At 52.8% G+C, this 19,603-nt stretch carries 14 protein-coding genes, 1 other RNA gene and 1 riboswitch; of the genes, 7 read left to right on the forward strand and 8 right to left on the reverse strand.

What is annotated here, in order from left to right:
- Window positions 1-168 precede the first annotated feature (168 nt).
- The 3 genes from SQ11_RS00680 to SQ11_RS00695 form a co-directional block, all read right to left on the reverse strand.
- Window positions 169-1,491 (reverse strand): sialidase family protein, encoded by a 1,323-nt coding sequence (locus tag SQ11_RS00680; protein ID WP_232297840.1) that lies wholly within the window; start codon window positions 1,489-1,491, stop codon window positions 169-171.
- A gap of 161 nt (window positions 1,492-1,652) precedes the next feature.
- On the reverse strand, window positions 1,653-2,504 hold the full coding sequence (locus tag SQ11_RS00685) for a PA4780 family RIO1-like protein kinase (RefSeq protein WP_041512207.1): 852 nt from the start codon (window positions 2,502-2,504) through the stop codon (window positions 1,653-1,655).
- Window positions 2,505-3,213: 709 nt separating this feature from the next.
- Window positions 3,214-4,470, reverse strand: a complete 1,257-nt coding sequence (locus SQ11_RS00695; RefSeq protein WP_041512209.1) for a dicarboxylate/amino acid:cation symporter — start codon at window positions 4,468-4,470, stop codon at window positions 3,214-3,216.
- A 534-nt stretch (window positions 4,471-5,004) separates the two neighbouring features.
- Here SQ11_RS00695 and SQ11_RS00700 point away from each other — a divergent pair.
- Complete coding sequence (locus SQ11_RS00700; protein WP_052493897.1) at window positions 5,005-5,994, forward strand: glycosyltransferase family 4 protein; 990 nt, start codon at window positions 5,005-5,007, stop codon at window positions 5,992-5,994.
- 4 nt (window positions 5,995-5,998) lie between these two features.
- Entirely contained in the window at window positions 5,999-7,954 is a 1,956-nt protein-coding gene (locus SQ11_RS00705; protein WP_052493898.1) for a nucleoside-diphosphate sugar epimerase/dehydratase, read from the forward strand.
- A gap of 9 nt (window positions 7,955-7,963) precedes the next feature.
- Here the strand turns inward: SQ11_RS00705 and msbA are convergent, their stop codons facing one another.
- Together msbA and SQ11_RS00715 are read right to left on the reverse strand one after the other, a co-directional pair.
- Window positions 7,964-9,718 (reverse strand): lipid A export permease/ATP-binding protein MsbA, encoded by a 1,755-nt coding sequence (msbA, locus tag SQ11_RS00710; protein WP_041512467.1) that lies wholly within the window; start codon window positions 9,716-9,718, stop codon window positions 7,964-7,966.
- A gap of 175 nt (window positions 9,719-9,893) precedes the next feature.
- Window positions 9,894-11,687 (reverse strand): TonB-dependent receptor, encoded by a 1,794-nt coding sequence (locus SQ11_RS00715; RefSeq protein ID WP_041512210.1) that lies wholly within the window; start codon window positions 11,685-11,687, stop codon window positions 9,894-9,896.
- A gap of 276 nt (window positions 11,688-11,963) precedes the next feature.
- A riboswitch (cobalamin riboswitch) is annotated at window positions 11,964-12,203 on the reverse strand.
- 52 nt (window positions 12,204-12,255) lie between these two features.
- On the opposite strand from SQ11_RS00715, the gene SQ11_RS00720 reads away from it, so the two are divergent.
- From SQ11_RS00720 to SQ11_RS00730, 4 genes are all read left to right on the forward strand, one after another.
- Window positions 12,256-12,540, forward strand: a complete 285-nt coding sequence (locus tag SQ11_RS00720) for a hypothetical protein (RefSeq protein WP_306463956.1) — start codon at window positions 12,256-12,258, stop codon at window positions 12,538-12,540.
- Window positions 12,537-12,845 carry a cell division protein ZapA gene (locus SQ11_RS00725; protein WP_041512212.1) on the forward strand — a complete coding sequence of 103 codons (309 nt, stop codon included), beginning with the start codon at window positions 12,537-12,539 and terminating at the stop codon, window positions 12,843-12,845. Before SQ11_RS00720 ends, SQ11_RS00725 begins: the two co-directional genes overlap by 4 nt.
- 108 nt (window positions 12,846-12,953) lie before the next feature.
- Window positions 12,954-13,134, forward strand: a non-coding RNA gene (ssrS, locus tag SQ11_RS16610) — 6S RNA.
- A gap of 159 nt (window positions 13,135-13,293) precedes the next feature.
- Entirely contained in the window at window positions 13,294-14,778 is a 1,485-nt protein-coding gene (locus tag SQ11_RS00730; protein WP_041512213.1) for an amidohydrolase family protein, read from the forward strand.
- Window positions 14,779-14,877: 99 nt separating this feature from the next.
- Here the strand turns inward: SQ11_RS00730 and SQ11_RS00735 are convergent, their stop codons facing one another.
- Together SQ11_RS00735 and SQ11_RS00740 are read right to left on the reverse strand one after the other, a co-directional pair.
- Window positions 14,878-15,168: a GIY-YIG nuclease family protein gene (locus tag SQ11_RS00735; protein ID WP_041512214.1), complete on the reverse strand. Its 291-nt coding sequence runs from the start codon at window positions 15,166-15,168 to the stop codon at window positions 14,878-14,880.
- A gap of 140 nt (window positions 15,169-15,308) precedes the next feature.
- Window positions 15,309-16,523 carry a CapA family protein gene (locus tag SQ11_RS00740; protein WP_084226671.1) on the reverse strand — a complete coding sequence of 405 codons (1,215 nt, stop codon included), beginning with the start codon at window positions 16,521-16,523 and terminating at the stop codon, window positions 15,309-15,311.
- 300 nt (window positions 16,524-16,823) lie between these two features.
- Between SQ11_RS00740 and SQ11_RS00745 the strand changes: the two genes are divergently transcribed.
- Entirely contained in the window at window positions 16,824-18,287 is a 1,464-nt protein-coding gene (locus tag SQ11_RS00745; protein WP_041512215.1) for a catalase, read from the forward strand.
- 86 nt (window positions 18,288-18,373) lie between these two features.
- Here the strand turns inward: SQ11_RS00745 and SQ11_RS00750 are convergent, their stop codons facing one another.
- Entirely contained in the window at window positions 18,374-19,561 is a 1,188-nt protein-coding gene (locus SQ11_RS00750; RefSeq protein ID WP_041512216.1) for a helix-turn-helix transcriptional regulator, read from the reverse strand.
- Window positions 19,562-19,603: the final 42 nt, after the last annotated feature.

The following is a 19,603-nucleotide window of genomic DNA, read 5'->3' on the forward strand; positions in this document are numbered from 1 at the left end:
AGGAAACTTACGAGCAATCACATCCGGGGCGTCCCATAAGGCCGCATCTGCGGCTTCGCGGGATGGGATACTTTAATGATAAGAGCAGTAACGAATGATCGTTTCCATTTATCAGGAGGCGCTGGCAAAGCACTGTACCCCTCTTGCTGAGGTTACCACCAATGGGGCTTACCGCACGCTCCCTGACGTCGTAGACCAAGCTACGGGATCCCTATCCGTGGGGTGCGCCATGACCACTCTGGGGTTGTCGGTGACGCGCTCCACAGAAGACTTCAAAGGTTCTCTGGCGGTAAGGCGCTCAAATGGCAGAACACGTAAGCCTTCCATTGCTGTATTCCACACCAACAGCACCCTCTTTCCGTCGATCAGCGGTATAGGATAATCCGTCGCCCCAGCGGAATCCATCAAACGCTGCGGTTCACTCCAGGACATGCCACTATCATTCGAATACATCATCTGCGCAGAATAGGAACGTCCGTCGAATTCACGCCATGTGAGGAGAACCGTTTTGCCCTCAGCGGCCACCGATGCATGATTTGCCTGGGCTGCGGGATCGCCGATGGCCAGCGGCTGCGACTCCCAATCGCCACCGAGACGTTTGTAAAATAGCCCTTGGCGGGTCGCGCCATTGGTAAACCAGACCAGATGCAACTGGCCCTGACGATCAGTTGCAATGCCTCCCCCATTATGAGGACAGGCATCAATTTGCCATTCATCATCCGTGGCGCGCCGCTTCCCGCCTTTATCCAGGTTTGCAATAGCAAAATCACGTGTGTTGACACCAAAAATATTCCGCCAAAACGCCACCGGACCTTCCTGCGTCCAGGTGAGTGCAATCCGGCAGCACTCGCAGGTATGCGTTTGGAATCTTCGATTCGCGCCAAAGCTGGCACCATTATCATTGGACTGCGCGGTATAAACCGACACCCCGGAAAACTCCCCGCCTTGTTCCCTTGCCGCATCCCGATCCCGCGCATCAAGCCATGCCACCACGACTCTGCCCGCGCCATCAATGGCCAGCGAATCAAAACGATGGCTGGTAATGCGGCCGTCATCATTCAGGGTCACGGGTTTCGAAAAAGTCCGGCCTGAATCCGTCGAACGCGCAAAGCGGACATTGCCTGAATATTTCTGCGGTAGGGACTGTATCCAAGTCAAAAGCACGGTGCCATCGCGGGCAATGGCGATCTTGGGGCGATTTTCTCCGTCAGCCGATATATTTTCCGGCTCAGGTGTAACAACAACGGGATTGGAGAAACTTTTCCCCTTATCGTCCGAACGGGAAACCAGCAGCCGCTGATCCTCCACTTTCGCCAACCATAACCGGCCACCCTCATCCAACGTTACACCCACTCCCAACGTTGTCTTGGGAGGCCGGGGCTTCGCATGCGCTTGATCTTCCGAGGCCGGATCCGGGTGACTTGCGTGTATGGCAGCTGAAGTGCTCAGCAAGAGCAGGGCTGCAATATGATAGATCTGTTGCCGCCGCATAACTTCCTCTCATAACTATACCGGGCTGTGAGGATAATCCATTTTGGGAAGCATGAGAATGCGACAAATTGTCGCATTCGGCTATGCATGGTTATATCTGGGCTCCGTTGACGCGGTTATCCATTTTCCTGAGCTTTGTGAATAGACGATAATGAAATATCCTATTCTCTAATTTCCAGTTTATGCCGTTGCCAAGCCGCTTCTTTCTTAAGCACAATGTTAACCACCCGCATGACGCCGGCTATATTAACGGGCTTTTTGCTGTGTTCAATCCGTCCTGTCAGGGTGATGTCCGGGTGCAGCTTGCCGCTCTGGTAGAGCGGCCATATTTCCCGCCCGTAGTCAGTGGCGAGCAATTCGGGAGCAAAGCGGCCAAAGTAGGCGGTCAGATTGTCGATGTCGCGTATCAGCATGCTTTGGGCATTACTGTTGGCTACCGCGTCAACGGCCTGAGGCAGATCAATAATGACAAGTCCGTCGCCGCTGGCGAGTACATTGTACTCAGATAAATCACCATGGACGATACCGACGCAAAGCATGCGAACCACCTGCTTGATGAGGGTGAGGTGATACTCGCATGCCTGTTCTGCCGTTAGCACCAGGTCATTGAGGCGGGGAGCGGCATTGCCATTCGCTCCCGTCACCAGTTCCATCAGCAGTACACCCTCAAAAAAATTATAAGGCCGCGGCACACGCACGCCGGCGGCGGCAAGACGACACAAGGAATCCAATTCCACGCTTCGCCACGCATTTTCCTGCGCTCTGCGCCCATAGCGAGTACCCTTCTCGATGGCACGGGCGCGGCGGCGGCTCTTCACTCTCCGGCCTTCGGTGTAATCGATACTCTGATGAAAACTGCGTACATTGGCTTCCTTGTATACTTTCGCGCAACGAATCGCCTCTCCGCAACGGACCACATACACCATGGCTTCCTTGCCACTCATGAGCTGGCAAATGACTTCATCGACGAGACCTTCCTCGACAAGCGGTTCAATTCTTTTCGGGATTTTCATAGGCGTCTTCGAGCGTGCAGTACTTGCTGCAAGCTGCTCATCTCCTTGGCAAAATTAAAAGGAATTTTCCTATACTGTGCCGGCATATCCGAATACCACCGGATCTCCACTTCACGACCGCCTGTACCTTGCTGGCTTACTGCGATTCCAGACATCAGGAACCGATCTATCCCACCGGTTATCTTTTTTTGAAGTTCCCGTATTTTTAAACTGGTGAAGACATGCTTCTTAGCCAACACTTTGCGATCCAAGCGAAATGCTTCCGATAGCACTAATCATGTGCTTTCTTTCAGTTTGGTGAACACGTCTCCCTGCTCACTCGCTGTTGTTAAACCCAGGGCATTGGATTGAATTGTAGATAGGGAAAATCAGCTTGGGAATGTGACATATTGCCGCGCGGCAATATGTCACACTGCTTTGCCTCCGCATGGAAACGTTTTCGTTACGACAGCTTCTGGAACGGTGTGCGAGGGAAGGGATTTCCAAAAGTGATGGATGACTAGCAAGCATCTGAATGTGGAATCAATCTCGCCCCACGTCCGGGAGTTAACCGCTTTTAGTTCAGCGCCATGACCCGCAACGATTTGTTGCCTTACTTGACCCGTACCTCTTAGGCGAGTTCGCTACAACTGCCGGATTCAGATTAAGTGATGCTATCTGTCCACGATGAAATACAAGGGTGCAATTCATTCTTTTGTGGGCGTCATCTCTAAATGCCGATACCATCATCATGTTCACCCCTCACCCACTTTTGCACCACCAGACTGCCCACCATATCTCCTTCGACATTGACCGCCGTGCGGAACGCATCCAGCAAGCGGTCGATTGGAAGTAGAATAGCGATGGCCTCCGCAGGCAGCCCGACCGACTGCAGCACCAGCACCATGGTTACCATGCCTGCGCTGGGAATACCTGGCGCACCCATTGCGCCGAGCATGGCGGTGAAAAACACGATCATCTGCTGCATGAGATTGAGTTCGATACCTACCAGATTGGCGACGAACAGCGCTGCGGCGGCCTCATATAACGCGGTCCCATCCATGTTAAGCGTGGCGCCGAGCGGTACGACGAAGCCGGCAATATCGCGTTTGACATGCAAATGCTGTTCCACACAACGCAAAGTGACAGGCAAGGTGGCCGAACTGGAACTGGTGGCAAAAGCCGTTACCAGCGCTTCGCGCGCACCGCGCCAGAACTTGAGCGGCGCCATGCCGGTTACCAGATAAAGTATCAGCGGCAGCACCACCACGCCATGCAGCAGCGTGGACCCCACCACCACCACGATAAATTTTATCAGCGTCGCAAGCAAGGCAGTATCCTGAGTCGCGACCAGCTGTAGCAGCAGCGCCATGATGCCTAATGGCGCCAGCCGCATAATCCAGCCCACTAGCATCAATATTAGTTCCAGGAATTCCCGTAATAACACGATAATATTGGCGTAGCGTTCGCCGCCCACCACCAGGGCTATTCCCAGCAAGAGTGCAAAAACCACTACAGCCAGCACGTCACCCTGAGCTAACGCTGTTATGGGATTCTGAAATAATGAATGTAGAAAATGGGCAAAGAACTCAGGCAGAGACATCTGCTTGGCCTCAAAACCCCGCATGGCATCCTGAAACATCGCAAGCTGCAGTCCTTCGCCAGGCCGGAATAGATTGGCGGCGGTCAGCCCCAGTATAACCGCAAGCGCCATGGAAAATATAAAGAAGCCCAGTGTTGCTTTCCATACCTTGTGTATCTGGCGGTGCGCACGCAAATTGGCAACTCCGACAGCAATGGAGGTGAATACCAGCGGTATCAGCACCATTTTCAACAAGTCAATAAACAGCGTCCCGATCAGCCCGGCGATATAAAGTCCATTTTGTGCAATGGCTGATTCTTGTCCAAGCCCGGAAAATCCCATGCCCAGCAATATGCCAGCTAGCACACCCAATAGAATCTGCGTGTTAAGCGATGTCTTTTTCACCAGCTGATTCTGTTTATAAAATACAATTTTCGGGCGAACGACTTGAAAGGCTACCTATCTCAGCGGGATCGAATAAAGAAACGCATAGGGATACGACATGCTCGAAAACCTCGAACTTATATAAGCCGCGGGACAACGATACCAGATTTCTTGACCAAAAAAACGGGTGATAGAGGCCTGACAGAGAATCAAATTAACGAAGAAAAATTCGCAGTTCCTTTTGTAAAGGAGAGCAAGTTCGCTTCTTGCCGCCCACAGTAATCCGCCAGTCGCAGACAAATACAGCTGTTAACATTGGTCTTGCAGAAATCGCCGCACAATGTTTTGGGCAGTTATAATCCTGAAGCCAGTCGCTGATTGCTCATCTATCAATCTAGGACTATGATTCGTAGAGAATTTTTTTGCCATTTTATTCTCACCTTTTAAATGCGCCCGCTGCGGGACGGATTGCCCGGTTTTTGCGGCGCATGGCTGAGTTGTTCGCAACGCCCTGCCCTGTACCCCAAAACTGGGCGCTTAACCGGATAATTCAGTATGATTGACGCCCTTTCCTTTTCACTTGCGATCCCACCGTCAATAGCGTTTATAGTAACGCTGATCCTTATTTGGTGGCTGATAAGGAGCAACGTCCTCAAGGTACTCGATCACCCCAATCCCCGCTCCCTGCATACCAGGGCCATTCGCCGCACCGGCGGGGTCGGCATGATGCTGGGCATAGGGGTTTCATGGGCCACTACCCCCGCGGCTCTGCCGATTTCCGTATCGCTGGGCGTTGCTCTCCTGGTGCTGATCTCTTTTGCCGATGACATCTTCGGGCTGCCTGTGCTGGGACGACTGCTGATGCATGGTGCGGTGGCTATCTGGTTCTCGGTCGCATTGCTATTCGAAACACATGGGTGGATGATGGTTACAATAATCACCCTTTCGATCGTCTGGATGATCAATCTTTATAATTTCATGGACGGCTCGGATGGATTGGCGGGCGGGATGACACTCATTGGTTTCACCTGCTATGGCTTGACCGCATGGTCGGGCGGAGACGAATCATTTGCCGTCATAAACTTCTGTATTGCCGCAGCTGCCGCGGCGTTCTTGATATTTAATTTTCATCCCGCACGCATTTTCATGGGAGACGCGGGCGCGATTCCACTGGGATTCCTGGCCGCATCACTGGGGATAATGGGCTGGATAAATGGCTCATGGCCACTGTGGCTGCCGGTACTGGTTTTTTCGCCATTTATTGCCGATGCTTCTGTTACGCTCTTAAGGCGTTGCCTGGGCGGCGAAAGATTCTGGCAGGCGCATCGCGTTCACTATTACCAGCGTATGGTGCGTGGCGGCTTTGGCCACCGCAATACGGCCCTGCTCGGTTATATTCTGATGTTGGCCACGGGAGTTAGCGCAATGTGGGCAATGCACCAGGATATTGCCGTTCAGCTTGGAGTCGGCATGGTTTGGGGCGGAATTTATTTGAGTATGATGATTGTGTCCGAGCGGTATTTGGAGCGCCTTCCCGGCGATTGACGGAATGCCCTTACCCAAACTCAACATACGCACCGTAATCGCTTTCGTTCACGACATCGCCGCGACGGTCGTCGCATGGGGACTCGCTTATTCGTTCCGCTTCAATTTTGAAATACCCTCTCTATACCTGGAATCGTTAAAGGAAATCCTGCCTTGGATCATCCCGATCCATGCGGCGGCATTCCTCTGGTTTGGCCTGTATCGCGGACTCTGGCACTACGCAAGCTTGCCGGATTTGCGACGTATTCTGCTTGCGGTATTGACGGCGGCGGCGACAGTGCCACTGGTGCTATTCATGCTGCAGATACTGGCCGGCACACCACGCACCGTATTGCTGCTGGCCCCCATCCTGCTTCTGTTTATCATGGGAGGCAGCCGCCTGGCCTACCGCTTATGGAAGGAGCATCGGCTCTATGGATTAAAAGCAATCGAGGGGAATCTCGTCCTGGTATTGGGGGCGGGTGATGGTGCAATCGGTCTGGTAAAAGAGCTCGCCCGCAGCGTGCAATGGCGAGTAGTGGGATTGCTGGATGACGATCCCGCAAAACGCGGAATGATGCTGCACGGTTTCAAGGTACTGGGTCGGATCAATGAGCTTCCTGCCATAGCGGAAAAATTGGGTGTGGCTCATGCCATCATTGCCATGACTCCCATCGCTTCCGATCGTCGGAAAACCCACCGGTCTCAACTCGACCGCCGTCATCCTGATCGCCTTCACCGCGACCGCCGACATGCACTGGAAATGTGTTCAGCCGCTGGAGTGAAGGCCTTGATCGTGCCTTCTTATGACGATTTGATCAGCGGCAAAATCACAGTGTCGCAAATCCGCAACGTCGAGCTGGATGATCTGCTGGGGCGAGATCCGGTGGTATTGGATAATGACAGACTGCATGGCCTGCTGATGGAAAGAACGGTACTGATCACCGGAGCGGGCGGTTCCATCGGATCGGAGCTATGCCGGCAGATCGCGAAGTTCGAGCCGCGACGCCTGGTGCTGTTTGAGTTGAACGAGTTCGCGCTTTACAACGTCGAACAGGAACTCCGAGTCGGTTTCCCGGAAATGCCAATGGTATTTCTGATAGGCGACATCAAGGATCAAGCCCGGCTGTCTCAAGTGTTTTCGCAATTTCAGCCCGCCGTTGTGTTTCATGCAGCTGCCTACAAGCATGTTCCGCTGATGGAGCAGGAAAATGCCTGGCAGGCTGTCCTGAATAACGTATGGGGAACTTACGTCCTGGCACAGACGGCAATCAAGTATGAGGTGGAAAAATTCGTACTGATTTCGACCGATAAAGCCGTCAATCCGACAAACGTCATGGGTGCCAGCAAGCGGCTGGCGGAGATGGTTTGTCAGGCGCTGCAGCAATCGGTTTGGCTGACCGAAGAAAACAATCCGGATGATAAGATGAAGGAAACATGTTTTGTCATGGTACGTTTTGGCAACGTGCTGGGCAGCACAGGCAGTGTGATTCCAAAATTCCGCGAACAGATTGCAAAAGGGGGGCCGATTACCGTCACCCATTCCGAGGTTACGCGCTACTTCATGTCCATACCTGAAGCGGCACAGCTGGTGCTGCAAGCCGGCTTAATGGGAGGAAAAGAAGGCGGTGGCGAGATTTTCGTGCTGGATATGGGTGAACCCGTCAAGATTGCCGACCTGGCAAAAGATATGATTCGTCTATCAGGCTTGACCGAGGGAGATATCAAGATCGTCTACAATGGACTGCGTCCTGGGGAAAAACTCTACGAAGAATTATTGGCGGACGATGAAAACACTTTGCCTACGCCCCATTCCAAACTGCGCATCGCGCAGGCCCGCCAGGTGGACGCACAATGGTTGACGGATCTCGTGGCATGGCTGAACGAGCATCCAGTGCTTAGCGATGAGGAAGCCAAAGAGGGGTTGACGAGATGGGTACCGGAATACAAACAAGGCATCGAACCCCTCAGCGATCAATAAATAAATGATTCAAACAAAAGTTCGGGCAAGCCTGGCATAAGTACCTTCTTTTGCAAGCAATTCCCGGTGGCTGCCGATTTCTGCGATGCGTCCTCTCTGCAGCACTACGATACGGTCCGCTCTCTCCACGGTGGATAAACGATGCGCTATGACGAGCGTGGTTCGTCCTTGCATCAGGGCTTCCAATGCCGCCTGCACATGGTGGCTGGTTTCAAAGTCCAGCATCTGAAGCGTCTCGTCCATAATCAGGACAGGCGAATCTCTCAACAATGCCCGGGCAATGGCGACACGCAGCTGTTGTCCGTCGGAAAGTTTTACGCCCCGCTCCCCTACCATCGTTTGCAATCCCTGCGGCATTTCACGAATGAATTCCATCGCGTGAGCGGCTTGCGCCGCGGCGGTAATCCTGGATTCTGTTTCACGGCCCATGGCACCATAAGCAATGTTGGCCGCCACCGTATCGTTGAATAGTGTTGCGCCTTCGGAAACCAGCGCGATATTGGCGCGCAAACTGGCTAGCGTAAGACTTGCCAAATCATGGCCATCAAGCAGAACTCTCCCTGACGTGGGACGAATGAAACGTGGAACCAGATTAACGAGGGTAGTCTTATCGCGCTCGGAGAGACCCACCAGCGCCACCGTCTCTCCCGGTTGTATGGTCAGCGTGATATCCAGTATCTCGCCTGTGCCGGTACTTGTTCCGGAACTTACAGAGCCACGGCAAAAGCTGGCCTGCTCGAATCGCAGTTCCCCGTGCGCACGATCAATGGTAATTGTGCCTGTGTCCGCTCTCGCATCCGGCTCAGCCGGCTGATCCAATAGCGAGAATATACTCTCCGCAGCGGTAACCTCCTGCTGTCGGGACCTTTTTACACCGGCAATCCGCTTCAACGGCACGCTCAGCATCAACATGGCTACGACGATGGATACAAAACCGCCCGCCGTGGTTTCGTTGGCAAAGGCTTCCTGCGTCCCAAGATATAATATGACCATCAGTGCAACCGAGATTGCAAGTTGCACCAGCGGAACGCTTAAAGCCGCTATGGCAATCTGCTTCATGGTAAAGTCGCGCACCCGGCGTGCCTCCTCTCCCATACGATGGGTTTCGTAGCGCCGACCTCCGTAAAGCCTGACTACCCTATGGTTTTCAATGGATTCCTTTAATACCTGAGTGATGCTATCCGCTGTTTGCTGCACTTCCCTTTCCACACTTTGCAAGCGCTTGCCGACGGAACGTATGATCAGCAGGACCACGGATACCATCAATAAAGCCAGTACCGACAGTTTCCAGTTGAGATAGAGCATCCACGCCAATAGTCCGATAACAGTCAATGTATCTCGCACCATCACCGTTATTACGTCGATGACGGCACGAGTGAGCTGAGTTATATCGGACGTGAGCTTGGCAACGAGACTGCTACCGGGCTGGCCGGCATAATAACAATCAGGCAGGATCAATAATTTATCGAACATCTCCGCCCGTAAATCCACGACCAATTTGCTGCTTACCCAGTTGATCGCATAAGTGCTGATATAGCCCGCCACACCACGCGCCGTGAACAACACAATGATCGCCAGCAGAACCAGCTGCATTGATTCCACGTCTTTATTGACAAAAGCGCCATCCAGCAGCGGCACCGTCAGTGCGGCTATCACCGGCGCGGTTGCCGCCATCGCGATCATACCCATCAGAGAGAACACGAACACCTCCCAGTAGGGCGCAATATATTTCATCAGGCGCGAGTACAACTGGCGGCTGTTCATGGCTTGGGGATCTTGCGTGAATGAAAAGATAAAAGCGGGAACCAACGGACTTTAGCAGCGTGAGCGTGACTAGGCAATGCGTGGAGTTCTGATGTGGCAATTCGGGCAAGACGACCTCGCGGCTATGCGATCCCTTCAATCGAGACTTCGGATCACGTTACGGTAACCGTAACTATCAGAATGTATGGGATATACTTGCCCAGACTGTTCGCGGAATTCCGTTAAACCCGACTGCCGGCTGGTATTTTTTATCGAGAAGATTATCAATCTGAACGCGCAGGGTTGGGCCTTGCTGAAGCTTGTAGGATGCGCTAAAGCCTACAATGATCATTGCCGGCAATTTGTGGAGATTCTCATTGTCGTCATATCTCGCACCCTCGCCTCTCGCTATGCCTTCCACCATGAAATTTCCCGCCGCATATCTCATCGCCACGGTGCCGAACATTCTGGACCTGCGTGGAAGAATCGTATTGAGCTGCTGGTTGCGCGGATCCTGGAAGGTCATATTGGTGCGTATCGTCCAGTTTTTATCAAGAGGTTGGGTTCCACTCACTTCAAATCCATCGATGCGGGCCTGGGAGATATTCTCCACTTGCGAGAACATGCTGTTAATCACTATGGCATCTTTGATGGTATTCATAAAATAGCCAAACCGATAGCTTGCCCCTCCTCCGTCATATGACACAAACGCCTCGTGCATCCGGCCGCGTTCAGGCTTGAGATTAGGATTGCCGCCGAATCCGAATAGGGTGGGGAAATAGAGATCATTGAAAGTCGGCGCCTTGAACGACGATGAAGTCAGCGCTCCCACCCGCCAGGAATCGCCCAATTTCCGCGATAGGGAAAGTGAATAAGTGTTGTAGTCCCCGAATTGGCTATTCTCGTCGTGGCGAAACATGCCTTCCACTACATGCTGGCCGGTATCCAACTGCGTTCCCAGAAATCCCGCTACATTGCTCCTGCTGGTGGAAGTAAATTTCGTTGTGCTGTCTACACCCTGAATCTCATGATCCATTCCGGTAAAGATCCGGCCAATTTTAAGTTTCTTTTCCAGCTGCACCGATGCCTGCAGGGAATGGCTATTGAATACGGCAGGGAAAGCACCTCGCACCGTTGATCTGTCGACGGATCCACCATATGTGGCCATCACGCTGAAATCACGGGGAAGCGAATAGATCCCTCTGACATTGGCCAGGGCGATCGATTGGTTGTTCATATCGGTGGTGACCGGCGAAGCGTCAAATGAAGTCTTGACCTCGGAACCCAAGGCAGTTGCTTCTACCTGGAAATCCGGTGTTATCCAACCGCCGGCCTTGGCCACGATTCCTAAGCGCTTCCGGGGGTCGTTATCCGGATTAAAAGCAAAAGGATTACTGCTGTTCGTTGCGGACCCCTGGCGGATAATATCTTGTACCACGCGTACTCCTGCGTAATAGGAATCTCCCCGTATCCCGAGGCTACTGGCAGCTCTCTCCGAAAATCTCGACCCGCCCCCGGCTGAAAACATGATCCCTTTCGGTATGTCGATATTTCCTCTAATTACCCCGCCTACCGCATTGGACCCAAATGCGGCGGATGCCCCTCCCTGAATCACATCAACAGATGATAATAAGCCTGGTGCGATGGCGGCAAAGTTTGGCGCTCCGTTAGTGGCTGAATACATCTTGATCCCGTCAATCATAAATAGTGCCTGGTTCGAGTTGGAACCACGCATAAACAGGGACACCGGACCGCCTGGACCGAGCTCATTGATTTGAACCTGTTCCTGCAATACCGTCTTCCAGTCGTTATCCTCAACCTTCAATTTCACCGTGTTGATCCGCAAATTGGTGAGTTCTCGAGTCATAGGAATCCGGTTGCCGCCATAGATGGTGAGTTCCGGCAGAACAGTTTTAGGTACATCGTTTGCCAGCGCCAATCCGGCCTGATTCACTATCAACCCTAGCATGAGCATGCGGCCTGATTTCATTCATTACTCCTGACGCTATTGAATACGCCCTTCACTTCAGATCGGGATGCGTTCCGATATCGGGCATCGCCCAAGGGTGCCTATACGTACCGGCACGCTTGCATTTATCGACGCATAGACTTATCAGGTATGTACGGACCACAAAAAGCAGCCGTAAAAAACATGAATTTGGTGTTTAGCAGACACCCCGTCCACTGTTTGATAAACGGAGAATTACCGCGCAGATGTCTTGAACGAAAAGAATCGATCAGGATATCGCCCCACGCGATAGTTCCCTATACCGTATGTGTTTGAGGCCGGTATCCGGGCTCGCAAGATTTGACGTATCGCCTTCCCATGAACTGGAGAATTCACAGTGGCGTCAGGCAGCTTCTGAACATACAAGAACATATTCAGAGGTTCCTTGATTGATACGCCCGCACTTGCTTACCGTTGCGGGGGCAGCTCAGGCATGTCACCTGATTCCCGTTTAACTCGACCGCATAGCGGCCAAGCACCTTAAACGTGGCGGGAATTCTACCAGAATCGGACCGTTTTGATTGAATCATCAAATAGCTGATCTCCTCATATGGAATCGGCAAACCCCGAAATAACATTTGAACAATGTCCTTACCAGTTGACTCAGCAAGGATTACCGAACTATAGTGAGCCGATGGAATCCGAACTAAACTCTCTGGAAGAGAAAATTAATCAATTCGTGCGGTTGTGCCAGCAGCTGCGATCTGAGAATATTCAGTTGCGCCAGCAACTGGCGAGTGCCGCCAGCGAAAATAAACATCTGGCGGAAAAAATAAACACCGCAGCCGGCCGTCTGGAAATCCTTCTGACGCAACTTCCTGAAAACGAAAAATGAAAGCCGCCACTACCATGGACGTCACGATTATGGGGCGCGAATTTCGCGTCACCTGCCCTGACGAGGAACGCGACGAGTTGCTGCAAGCGGTTGCTTATCTTGATAAAAAAATGCGCGAAATCAGAGATGGCGGAAAGGTGGTAGGTTCCGAGCGCGTCGCCATCATGGCGGCACTTAATATCGCTCATGAATTGCTCACCACAAGAAAAAAAGGGGGCTTTGACATGGAAGAATTTAAGCGTAGAATCGTTCACATGCAGGTGGCGCTTGATGCCGTAATGCCGGAGCAGGATAAGTTGTTTTAATCCATGTTTACGAGGTTTCTTCAAGTCAGCCCGGCCGGGTTTCCAGTTTGCGCTCAAGGCGGAATGCAATCGGTGATTATTCTGCCTGACGGCGGGAGCGGTAAGAGTTGTTCCCTGCGGTGTTTGTTTAGACCTATATTCTTTGAACCAACTTTTTTAAGAATCGGTTACGAACCAAAGTGATGCTGTTGTGCGCATCCCACAGGGAAGCGCCTGATGCATCCGGCTAGTGACCACCTTGGACCTTAAGGTTCAAGATAAATGGACTGACGGCATCTGCGGGGACTTTATTCGGAAGACAAAAAAAGCGGCCATGCCGCTTTTTTTGTCTTCGATCTGACTCGCTGGTAACATGCGGCCGACTCCATGCGGAGAAACTCATGACTTTGTCATGAAGCGAAGAGAAATTCTTTCGTGCTCTGTCCCATATAGAAGAGGATCTGGCTATATGAACCCGTCCAATTCACGCATTGATCCCAATGGCACTCGCCTCCCCATCAAACTCGACACAACGTCGAACGGAGAATTCGAACCAGTGCCATTATCACCCGCAAATAACGCCGCAAACCGCCTCGCCCACGAAGCTGCGACTTCCAATGCAAAGCACTTGGCTATTTCACGAAGAAATTTTCTCATCTCCGCGTGCGGCGCAGCCTCCACGCTTCTTGCTTTCAATGCGGCAAACGCCGCCGCTGGCAAGTTGGGCGGCTTTTTCGATCTACCGGCCGAAGCTGCTTTTGAGCCCTCGCTCGCGCAAGCGTCCATCGGCGGTGGCAAGGAAGAATTTATCTTCGACGTGCAAGGCCACTTCGTGGACCCAAACGGTGCGTGGCTGCGGAAACTTCCCTCCGGCAGCAATCCATTAAGCCAGATGCCCAAGGCGGGCTGTGCACTCGCGGCAGAGCCCGGCTCACGCAGCTACCTGCGTTGCCTCGGGCCCGAGGAATTCATCAAGGATGTATTCCTGGATTCCGATACCGACATGATGGTACTTTCCTTCGTCCCCTCGAAGCCCGATGCCGAACCGCTCACCATTCAGACAGCGGATGCAGTACGCAAGATCGTCGACCGGATGGAGGGTATGCATCGATTGCTGCTCCATGGACGCGTCAATCCCAACCAGACGGGGGATCTCGACGCAATGGATGAATTGAAAGAGCGCTGGGGCGTGTCCGCATGGAAAACCTATACCCAATTCGGTCCCGGCGGCAAAGGCTATTTCCTGTCGGATGACATTGGCACCCAGTTCATCGAAAAGGCACGCAAACTCGACGTTAAAGTCATCTGTATCCACAAGGGACTACCCTTTGGCCAGCAATCCTACGAACATAGCCAATGCGGCGACATCGGCGTTGTCGCCAAACGCTTTCCCGACGTAGCTTTCCTGATCTACCACTCGGGTTTTGTCACCAGCGTTCCCGAGCGCGCCTTCGAGGGCAGAGGCGCGGATGATGGCATCGATACGCTGATTCGTTCACTCGTCGAGAACGGCGTCGCGCCCAACAGTAATGTTTACGCCGAGCTCGGCAGCACTTGGCGTTACCTGATGCGCGACCCGGAGGCTGCGGCACACGCGCTGGGCAAGCTCCTGAAGTACTGCGGCGAAAACAATGTCCTCTGGGGCACGGACTCCATATGGTACGGCTCCCCCCAGGACCAGATCCAGGCGTTCCGGGCTTTCCAGATTGCCCCTGAACTGCGAGCCAGGCATGGTTATCCTGAAATGACTCCACAGCTGCGGGCAAAAATCTTTGGACTCAACGCAGCGCGGGTATACTCGATCAGCCCGGAGGAAGTGAGACGGTATACCCAGCGCGACCGAATCGCGCGCGAGCGGCTTGCCTACCTTGAGCATCCCGAGCCGCACTTTCTCACCTACGGACCGAAAACGCGGCGCGAGTTTCTTAGATTACCGGGAGCCGGGCAACCTTGATCCATTAAAGAATCTCAGAACAAATCCCCCATGGAATATCAGTCGTAGTCCCCTCTTTACCCTTCACCGTCATTCCCGCGAATGCGGGAATCCAGCGCGCTAAACAATCTCCTGCCATAAATCCCTCCAGCCAGGATTGGTCTTCTCGATCAATTCAATCTTCCACGGCCGGTTCCATTTCTTGAGTTGTTTCTCGCGCCAGATCGCTTCGGTCATTTCATGGTGCATTTCGAAGTAAACCAGCATATGCACGCCATATTTGCGGGTAAAGCCTTCCCCCAGGTTCTGCTTGTGCTCCCATACCCGCTTCACCAAGTCACTGGTCACACCGATGTAAAGTGTGCCGTTACGCTTGCTTGCAAGGATACAGACGGCGGGGTTACGTTCCACTCAAGTATCCCCCTAGTCGTCATTCCCGCGAAAGCGGGAATCCAGTAGCTCCATAAATCGTAGATTCCCGCTTTCGCGGGAATGACGAAATAAATGCTCCCAATCATCGGCGCAGCCACATGGAGCTTATTCAATTTGCATTAACCTGGTGATGCCCATCGCAGCATCAAAGAATTATCGGCGCCAAGTTCTACCGAAGTTCCAAATTTTTGGCCTTCCCTGTTGAGGATATCCCTCAGCCAGGCGGTATCATTCGCAGATGCGCGATTTAGCCTGAACTTCTTCATCTGCATGGGCATCATGTGCAAACTGATCAGGTCGCCGCTCGAGAGCTCCATCCCTGCAAAATACATCAGAGACAGATCCCCCCGGTATGCCTCATGTCCTGAAATCCCCTCATAGTCATTCAAGAAATCGCCGCAGCCATAAAGGATAAGTTTTCCCTTATAAACCTCCACTCCCTTTACGTGGTGGGACGAATGGCCATGAACGACATCCACACTGGCTTCATCAATCAATTGGTAAGCAAATTCCCGTTGCTCATGCGGAACCTCATAACCCCAGTTGTTGCCCCAGTGAATCGAAGCAATCACAATATCGCCAGGGAGCTTCACGGATCTGATGTTATCGTGAATGCCCCGCACCATTTTGGAAGAAAAGTCACGTAACAAATTGACTCCCGGTCTTTCCACCGAAGCAGCCCAGCTCCAAGGTATGCCGCTGGTTTCAGAACCGAATGAGAATACAAGCACCCTTCCTTTCCCACGCACGGCCGACACCGCGGGAGCTTGCGCCTCCTGAATATTTACACCTGCCCCCGCCATTTTGATATCAGCCATTCTCAAGGTTTTCAGCGTCTCGGCAAGGCCAGAATACCCCCAATCCAGAACGTGATTGTTTGCAAGCACGCAGCAATCGATACCTGCCGCGATAATGCAGGCAATATTGTCCGGATGCATACGGTAATTGACCGCCTTGTTCTCCACCTCATCGCTGCGGGTGACCGCGGTTTCGAGATTAATGACGCGCACGTCGGGCTTTCTTCGTTTCCACTCGGCAAGGGCATCACCCCAGATATAGGAAAAATCCACCGGCTTTGGAATTGGGCCGTTCACTTCTTCGGCAAGCCCCACATAGCCGGTCGCGCTTTTCATGTACCGTTCATAAAGAACAGGGTTGCCAGGATGGGGCAGGATCTGGTCAATCCCCCTGCCTGTCATGACGTCGCCACACAGAAATAGCATAATGTCCGAAGCATCACACTCGCGATCCTTCGCCTCGATCCCGGTTTCACCGGTGCGGGCGGTCATGTCGTGGGCCGTAATCGTCTGCGCTTCGATCGGGCGAACCATCATGGCGAATCCTGCAGCAAGCGTAGAAAGAAGAAATTCGCGACGCTCCAATCGTCGGCCAGCTGGAGCCCTTTTGGGTGTCCTCATGACAATAATCAACCATCGCATGACTGTGATCTTTATATTAGACGATAAACCAAAGCAGGTTTGATATCCGGGCAGATCTGGTACCGCCCCCTGGTTAATCTCCGGTAGCGCACGTATCCAGTATTTAAGGGTTGGATACCGGTCACGTGACTATGAGGAACCTGTCCAGTACACTCATCATTAAAAGCGAGCCGATTCCCAACGAAGGAGATACCTATGAGCAATGACAAGAAATTAACCACCAACGCAGGCGCACCGGTTGCTGATAATCAGAATGTCATGACCGCGGGGGCACGCGGCCCGGCACTTCTCCAGGATGTATGGTTTCTGGAAAAGCTTGCCCACTTCGACCGCGAAGTCATTCCTGAGCGGCGCATGCACGCCAAGGGTTCAGGCGCCTATGGCACGTTTACCGTGACGCACGATATTACCCGCTACACACGGGCAAAGATTTTTTCTCAGGTAGGCAAGAAAACCGAGTTGTTCGCCCGCTTCACGACGGTAGCGGGAGAGCGCGGTGCGGCCGATGCCGAGCGCGATATTCGCGGGTTCGCACTGAAGTTCTACACCGAGGAAGGCAACTGGGATTTGGTGGGCAACAACACACCGGTATTTTTTCTGCGCGATCCGCTCAAGTTTCCGGACTTGAATCATGCGGTCAAACGCGACCCGCGCACCAACCTGCGCAGCCCGCGCAACAACTGGGATTTCTGGACATCCCTGCCGGAAGCGCTGCATCAGGTCACCATCGTCATGAGCGACCGCGGCATCCCCGCCAGCTACCGGCACATGCACGGCTTTGGCAGCCACACATTCAGCTTCATCAATGCCGCCAACGAACGTCACTGGGTCAAGTTCCACTTCAAGACGCAGCAGGGAATACGCAATCTTACCGACGCGGAAGCCGCCGCCATCATCGGGAAGGACCGCGAAAGCCACCAACGTGATCTGTATGAAAGCATCGAAAAAGGCGACTTTCCCAAATGGACGCTGTTTGTTCAGATCATGCCGGAAAAAGAGGCGGCAACCTGCCCGTATCACCCCTTTGACCTGACCAAGATCTGGCCGCACAAAGATTATCCGCCGATTGAAGTGGGCGTGATGGAATTGAACCGCAATCCGGAAAACTTCTTTGCCGAAGTGGAACAGTCCGCGTTCAATCCAGCCAATGTCGTGCCGGGCATCGGTTTCTCGCCCGACAAGATGCTGCAAGGCCGCCTTTTTTCATATGGCGATGCCCAGCGCTACCGGCTTGGCGTCAACCATCACCTCATTCCGGTCAATGCGGCGCGCTGCCCGTTTCACAGCTATCACCGCGATGGCGCGATGCGCGTAGACGGCAACTATGGGGGCACGCTTGGCTATGAACCGAACAGCTACGGCGAGTGGCAGCAACAACCGGATTTCTCCGAACCGCCGTTGAGCCTCGAGGGTGCCGCCGACCATTGGAATCATCGCGTGGACGAGGATTACTACTCCCAGCCCGGCAACCTGTTCCGTCTGATGTCTCCGGCACAGCAACAAGTGTTGTTTGAGAATACCGCACGTTCGATCGGTGGTGCGCCTCGGGAAATCCAGATTCGCCATATAGGGAACTGCCTGAAAGCCGACCCGGCCTATGGCCGGGGAGTGGCCAATGCGCTGGGAATTCCGCTTAATGAGGTATCTTGGAAAGGATAAGGAAAACGGCATATTCCGTTGCGTGCACCAATCATGATGCAGATGCTAGTTAACTGTGGCGAACTGTGCAAACACCCTCGTATTTCTTATGCATTCTGGCTTAATGTCACTAACAATTTAACTAGCATCGCGCGGTTTGCCGTATTCGTTTTTCCATATATGCGGTTAAGGTGGGTTTTGAGCGTATTGATGCTCAAGCCGCATTTGACGCTACTTTCCTCTAGACTCTTTCCGTCCATTATCAATTCCGCGACAGAAATCTCTGCCTTAGTTAAGCCATACGCATTTGTCAGCAGGGTATGGTTAATTTCAACTGGTGCAGCACCATCCGTAATAAACGCAATAGCCTTTGGATTGCTGTGCACGCCAACCGCAAAACCATGTTGGACGGGCAAGGATGAAAAATTGAGCGTAAATACCGGCTTTCCCGAGGGCCGCGATATAACCACCGTTTTTGAGAAATGTTGAGCGGACAAAATACTTGGCTTCACGGCTTCGCGTATGGCTTCGTCCATTAATTCCTGATTGCGCGTCAATTTAGCCACAAGATGTGTCCGGCAATGTTGATGATTTTGGACCTGTAAGCGTAAGCCGTCCTCCAGGCTGAGTATGCGCAATGCTGCCTGATTGCTGAATACCACTTCTTCGTTTTCACCCATCAGCAAAATGCCGTGGTTTAACCGATCCAGTGCCGTCAGCGTATTTGCCAGCTGATATTCCGCATTGCGCAGCCGCGACGCGACGCCCATGGCACGCGAAACGTGCGGCAACAAGAGCGAAGATTTCCACCTGTCCTGAACGCTAAAGCCGGTGTCATTCAGATTACGAAAATAGGATATCACCGTGGGGCGATGCACCTGGGAATCGAAACCATAAACTGTATTAACAAGTACCTGCCCAATTCCGATCTTGGATAGAAATTCCTGATACCAGGTTGATTTCGCCAATTCCTCGGTTGACACAATATCTTCACCGGTGAATATCAGGCCTTCCTGAAAGCGATTACTTTGTATTGCAGCCGTGGTCCATATATCTAGAGGTTGATAGCGAGTTCGCCACAACTCCATTGCAGCTTCCGGAATACCGTAGTTGAAATAGAAGCCCCCGTCTTGAGGCAGCATCGTCGGCGTGAACAACATTGCCATGGGCGCTTCCAGCCACTCTGCCATGGCCGGTAAAGTATCACTCCAAGCCGATGGGTTAAGCGCCGCTTGATATACGCGATCAACCAGTCCGCTCAAATCGTTGAGTTCTGTTTGGACGATGGAAGACACGACTTGGCTCCCTCTAAAACGTGTCAGTTGGATTCCGATTCT

It is taken from the genome of Nitrosospira sp. NpAV, from assembly GCF_000832065.1.
GTDB lineage: Bacteria > Pseudomonadota > Gammaproteobacteria > Burkholderiales > Nitrosomonadaceae > Nitrosospira.

What these genes read in the sequence shown, in the direction of transcription:
- SQ11_RS00680 (WP_232297840.1), bottom strand. Translation starts at nt 1,491, where the DNA reads ATGCGGCGGCAACAGATCTATCATATTGCAGCCCTGCTCTTGCTGAGC.
- SQ11_RS00685 (WP_041512207.1), bottom strand. Translation starts at nt 2,504, where the DNA reads ATGAAAATCCCGAAAAGAATTGAACCGCTTGTCGAGGAAGGTCTCGTC.
- SQ11_RS00700 (WP_052493897.1), top strand. Translation starts at nt 5,005, where the DNA reads ATGATTGACGCCCTTTCCTTTTCACTTGCGATCCCACCGTCAATAGCG.
- SQ11_RS00705 (WP_052493898.1), top strand. Translation starts at nt 5,999, where the DNA reads ATGCCCTTACCCAAACTCAACATACGCACCGTAATCGCTTTCGTTCAC.
- msbA (WP_041512467.1), bottom strand. Translation starts at nt 9,718, where the DNA reads ATGAACAGCCGCCAGTTGTACTCGCGCCTGATGAAATATATTGCGCCC.
- SQ11_RS00715 (WP_041512210.1), bottom strand. Translation starts at nt 11,687, where the DNA reads ATGAAATCAGGCCGCATGCTCATGCTAGGGTTGATAGTGAATCAGGCC.
- SQ11_RS00720 (WP_306463956.1), top strand. Translation starts at nt 12,256, where the DNA reads ATGGAATCGGCAAACCCCGAAATAACATTTGAACAATGTCCTTACCAG.
- SQ11_RS00725 (WP_041512212.1), top strand. Translation starts at nt 12,537, where the DNA reads ATGAAAGCCGCCACTACCATGGACGTCACGATTATGGGGCGCGAATTT.
- SQ11_RS00730 (WP_041512213.1), top strand. Translation starts at nt 13,294, where the DNA reads ATGAACCCGTCCAATTCACGCATTGATCCCAATGGCACTCGCCTCCCC.
- SQ11_RS00740 (WP_084226671.1), bottom strand. Translation starts at nt 16,523, where the DNA reads ATGATGGTTCGCCCGATCGAAGCGCAGACGATTACGGCCCACGACATG.
- SQ11_RS00745 (WP_041512215.1), top strand. Translation starts at nt 16,824, where the DNA reads ATGAGCAATGACAAGAAATTAACCACCAACGCAGGCGCACCGGTTGCT.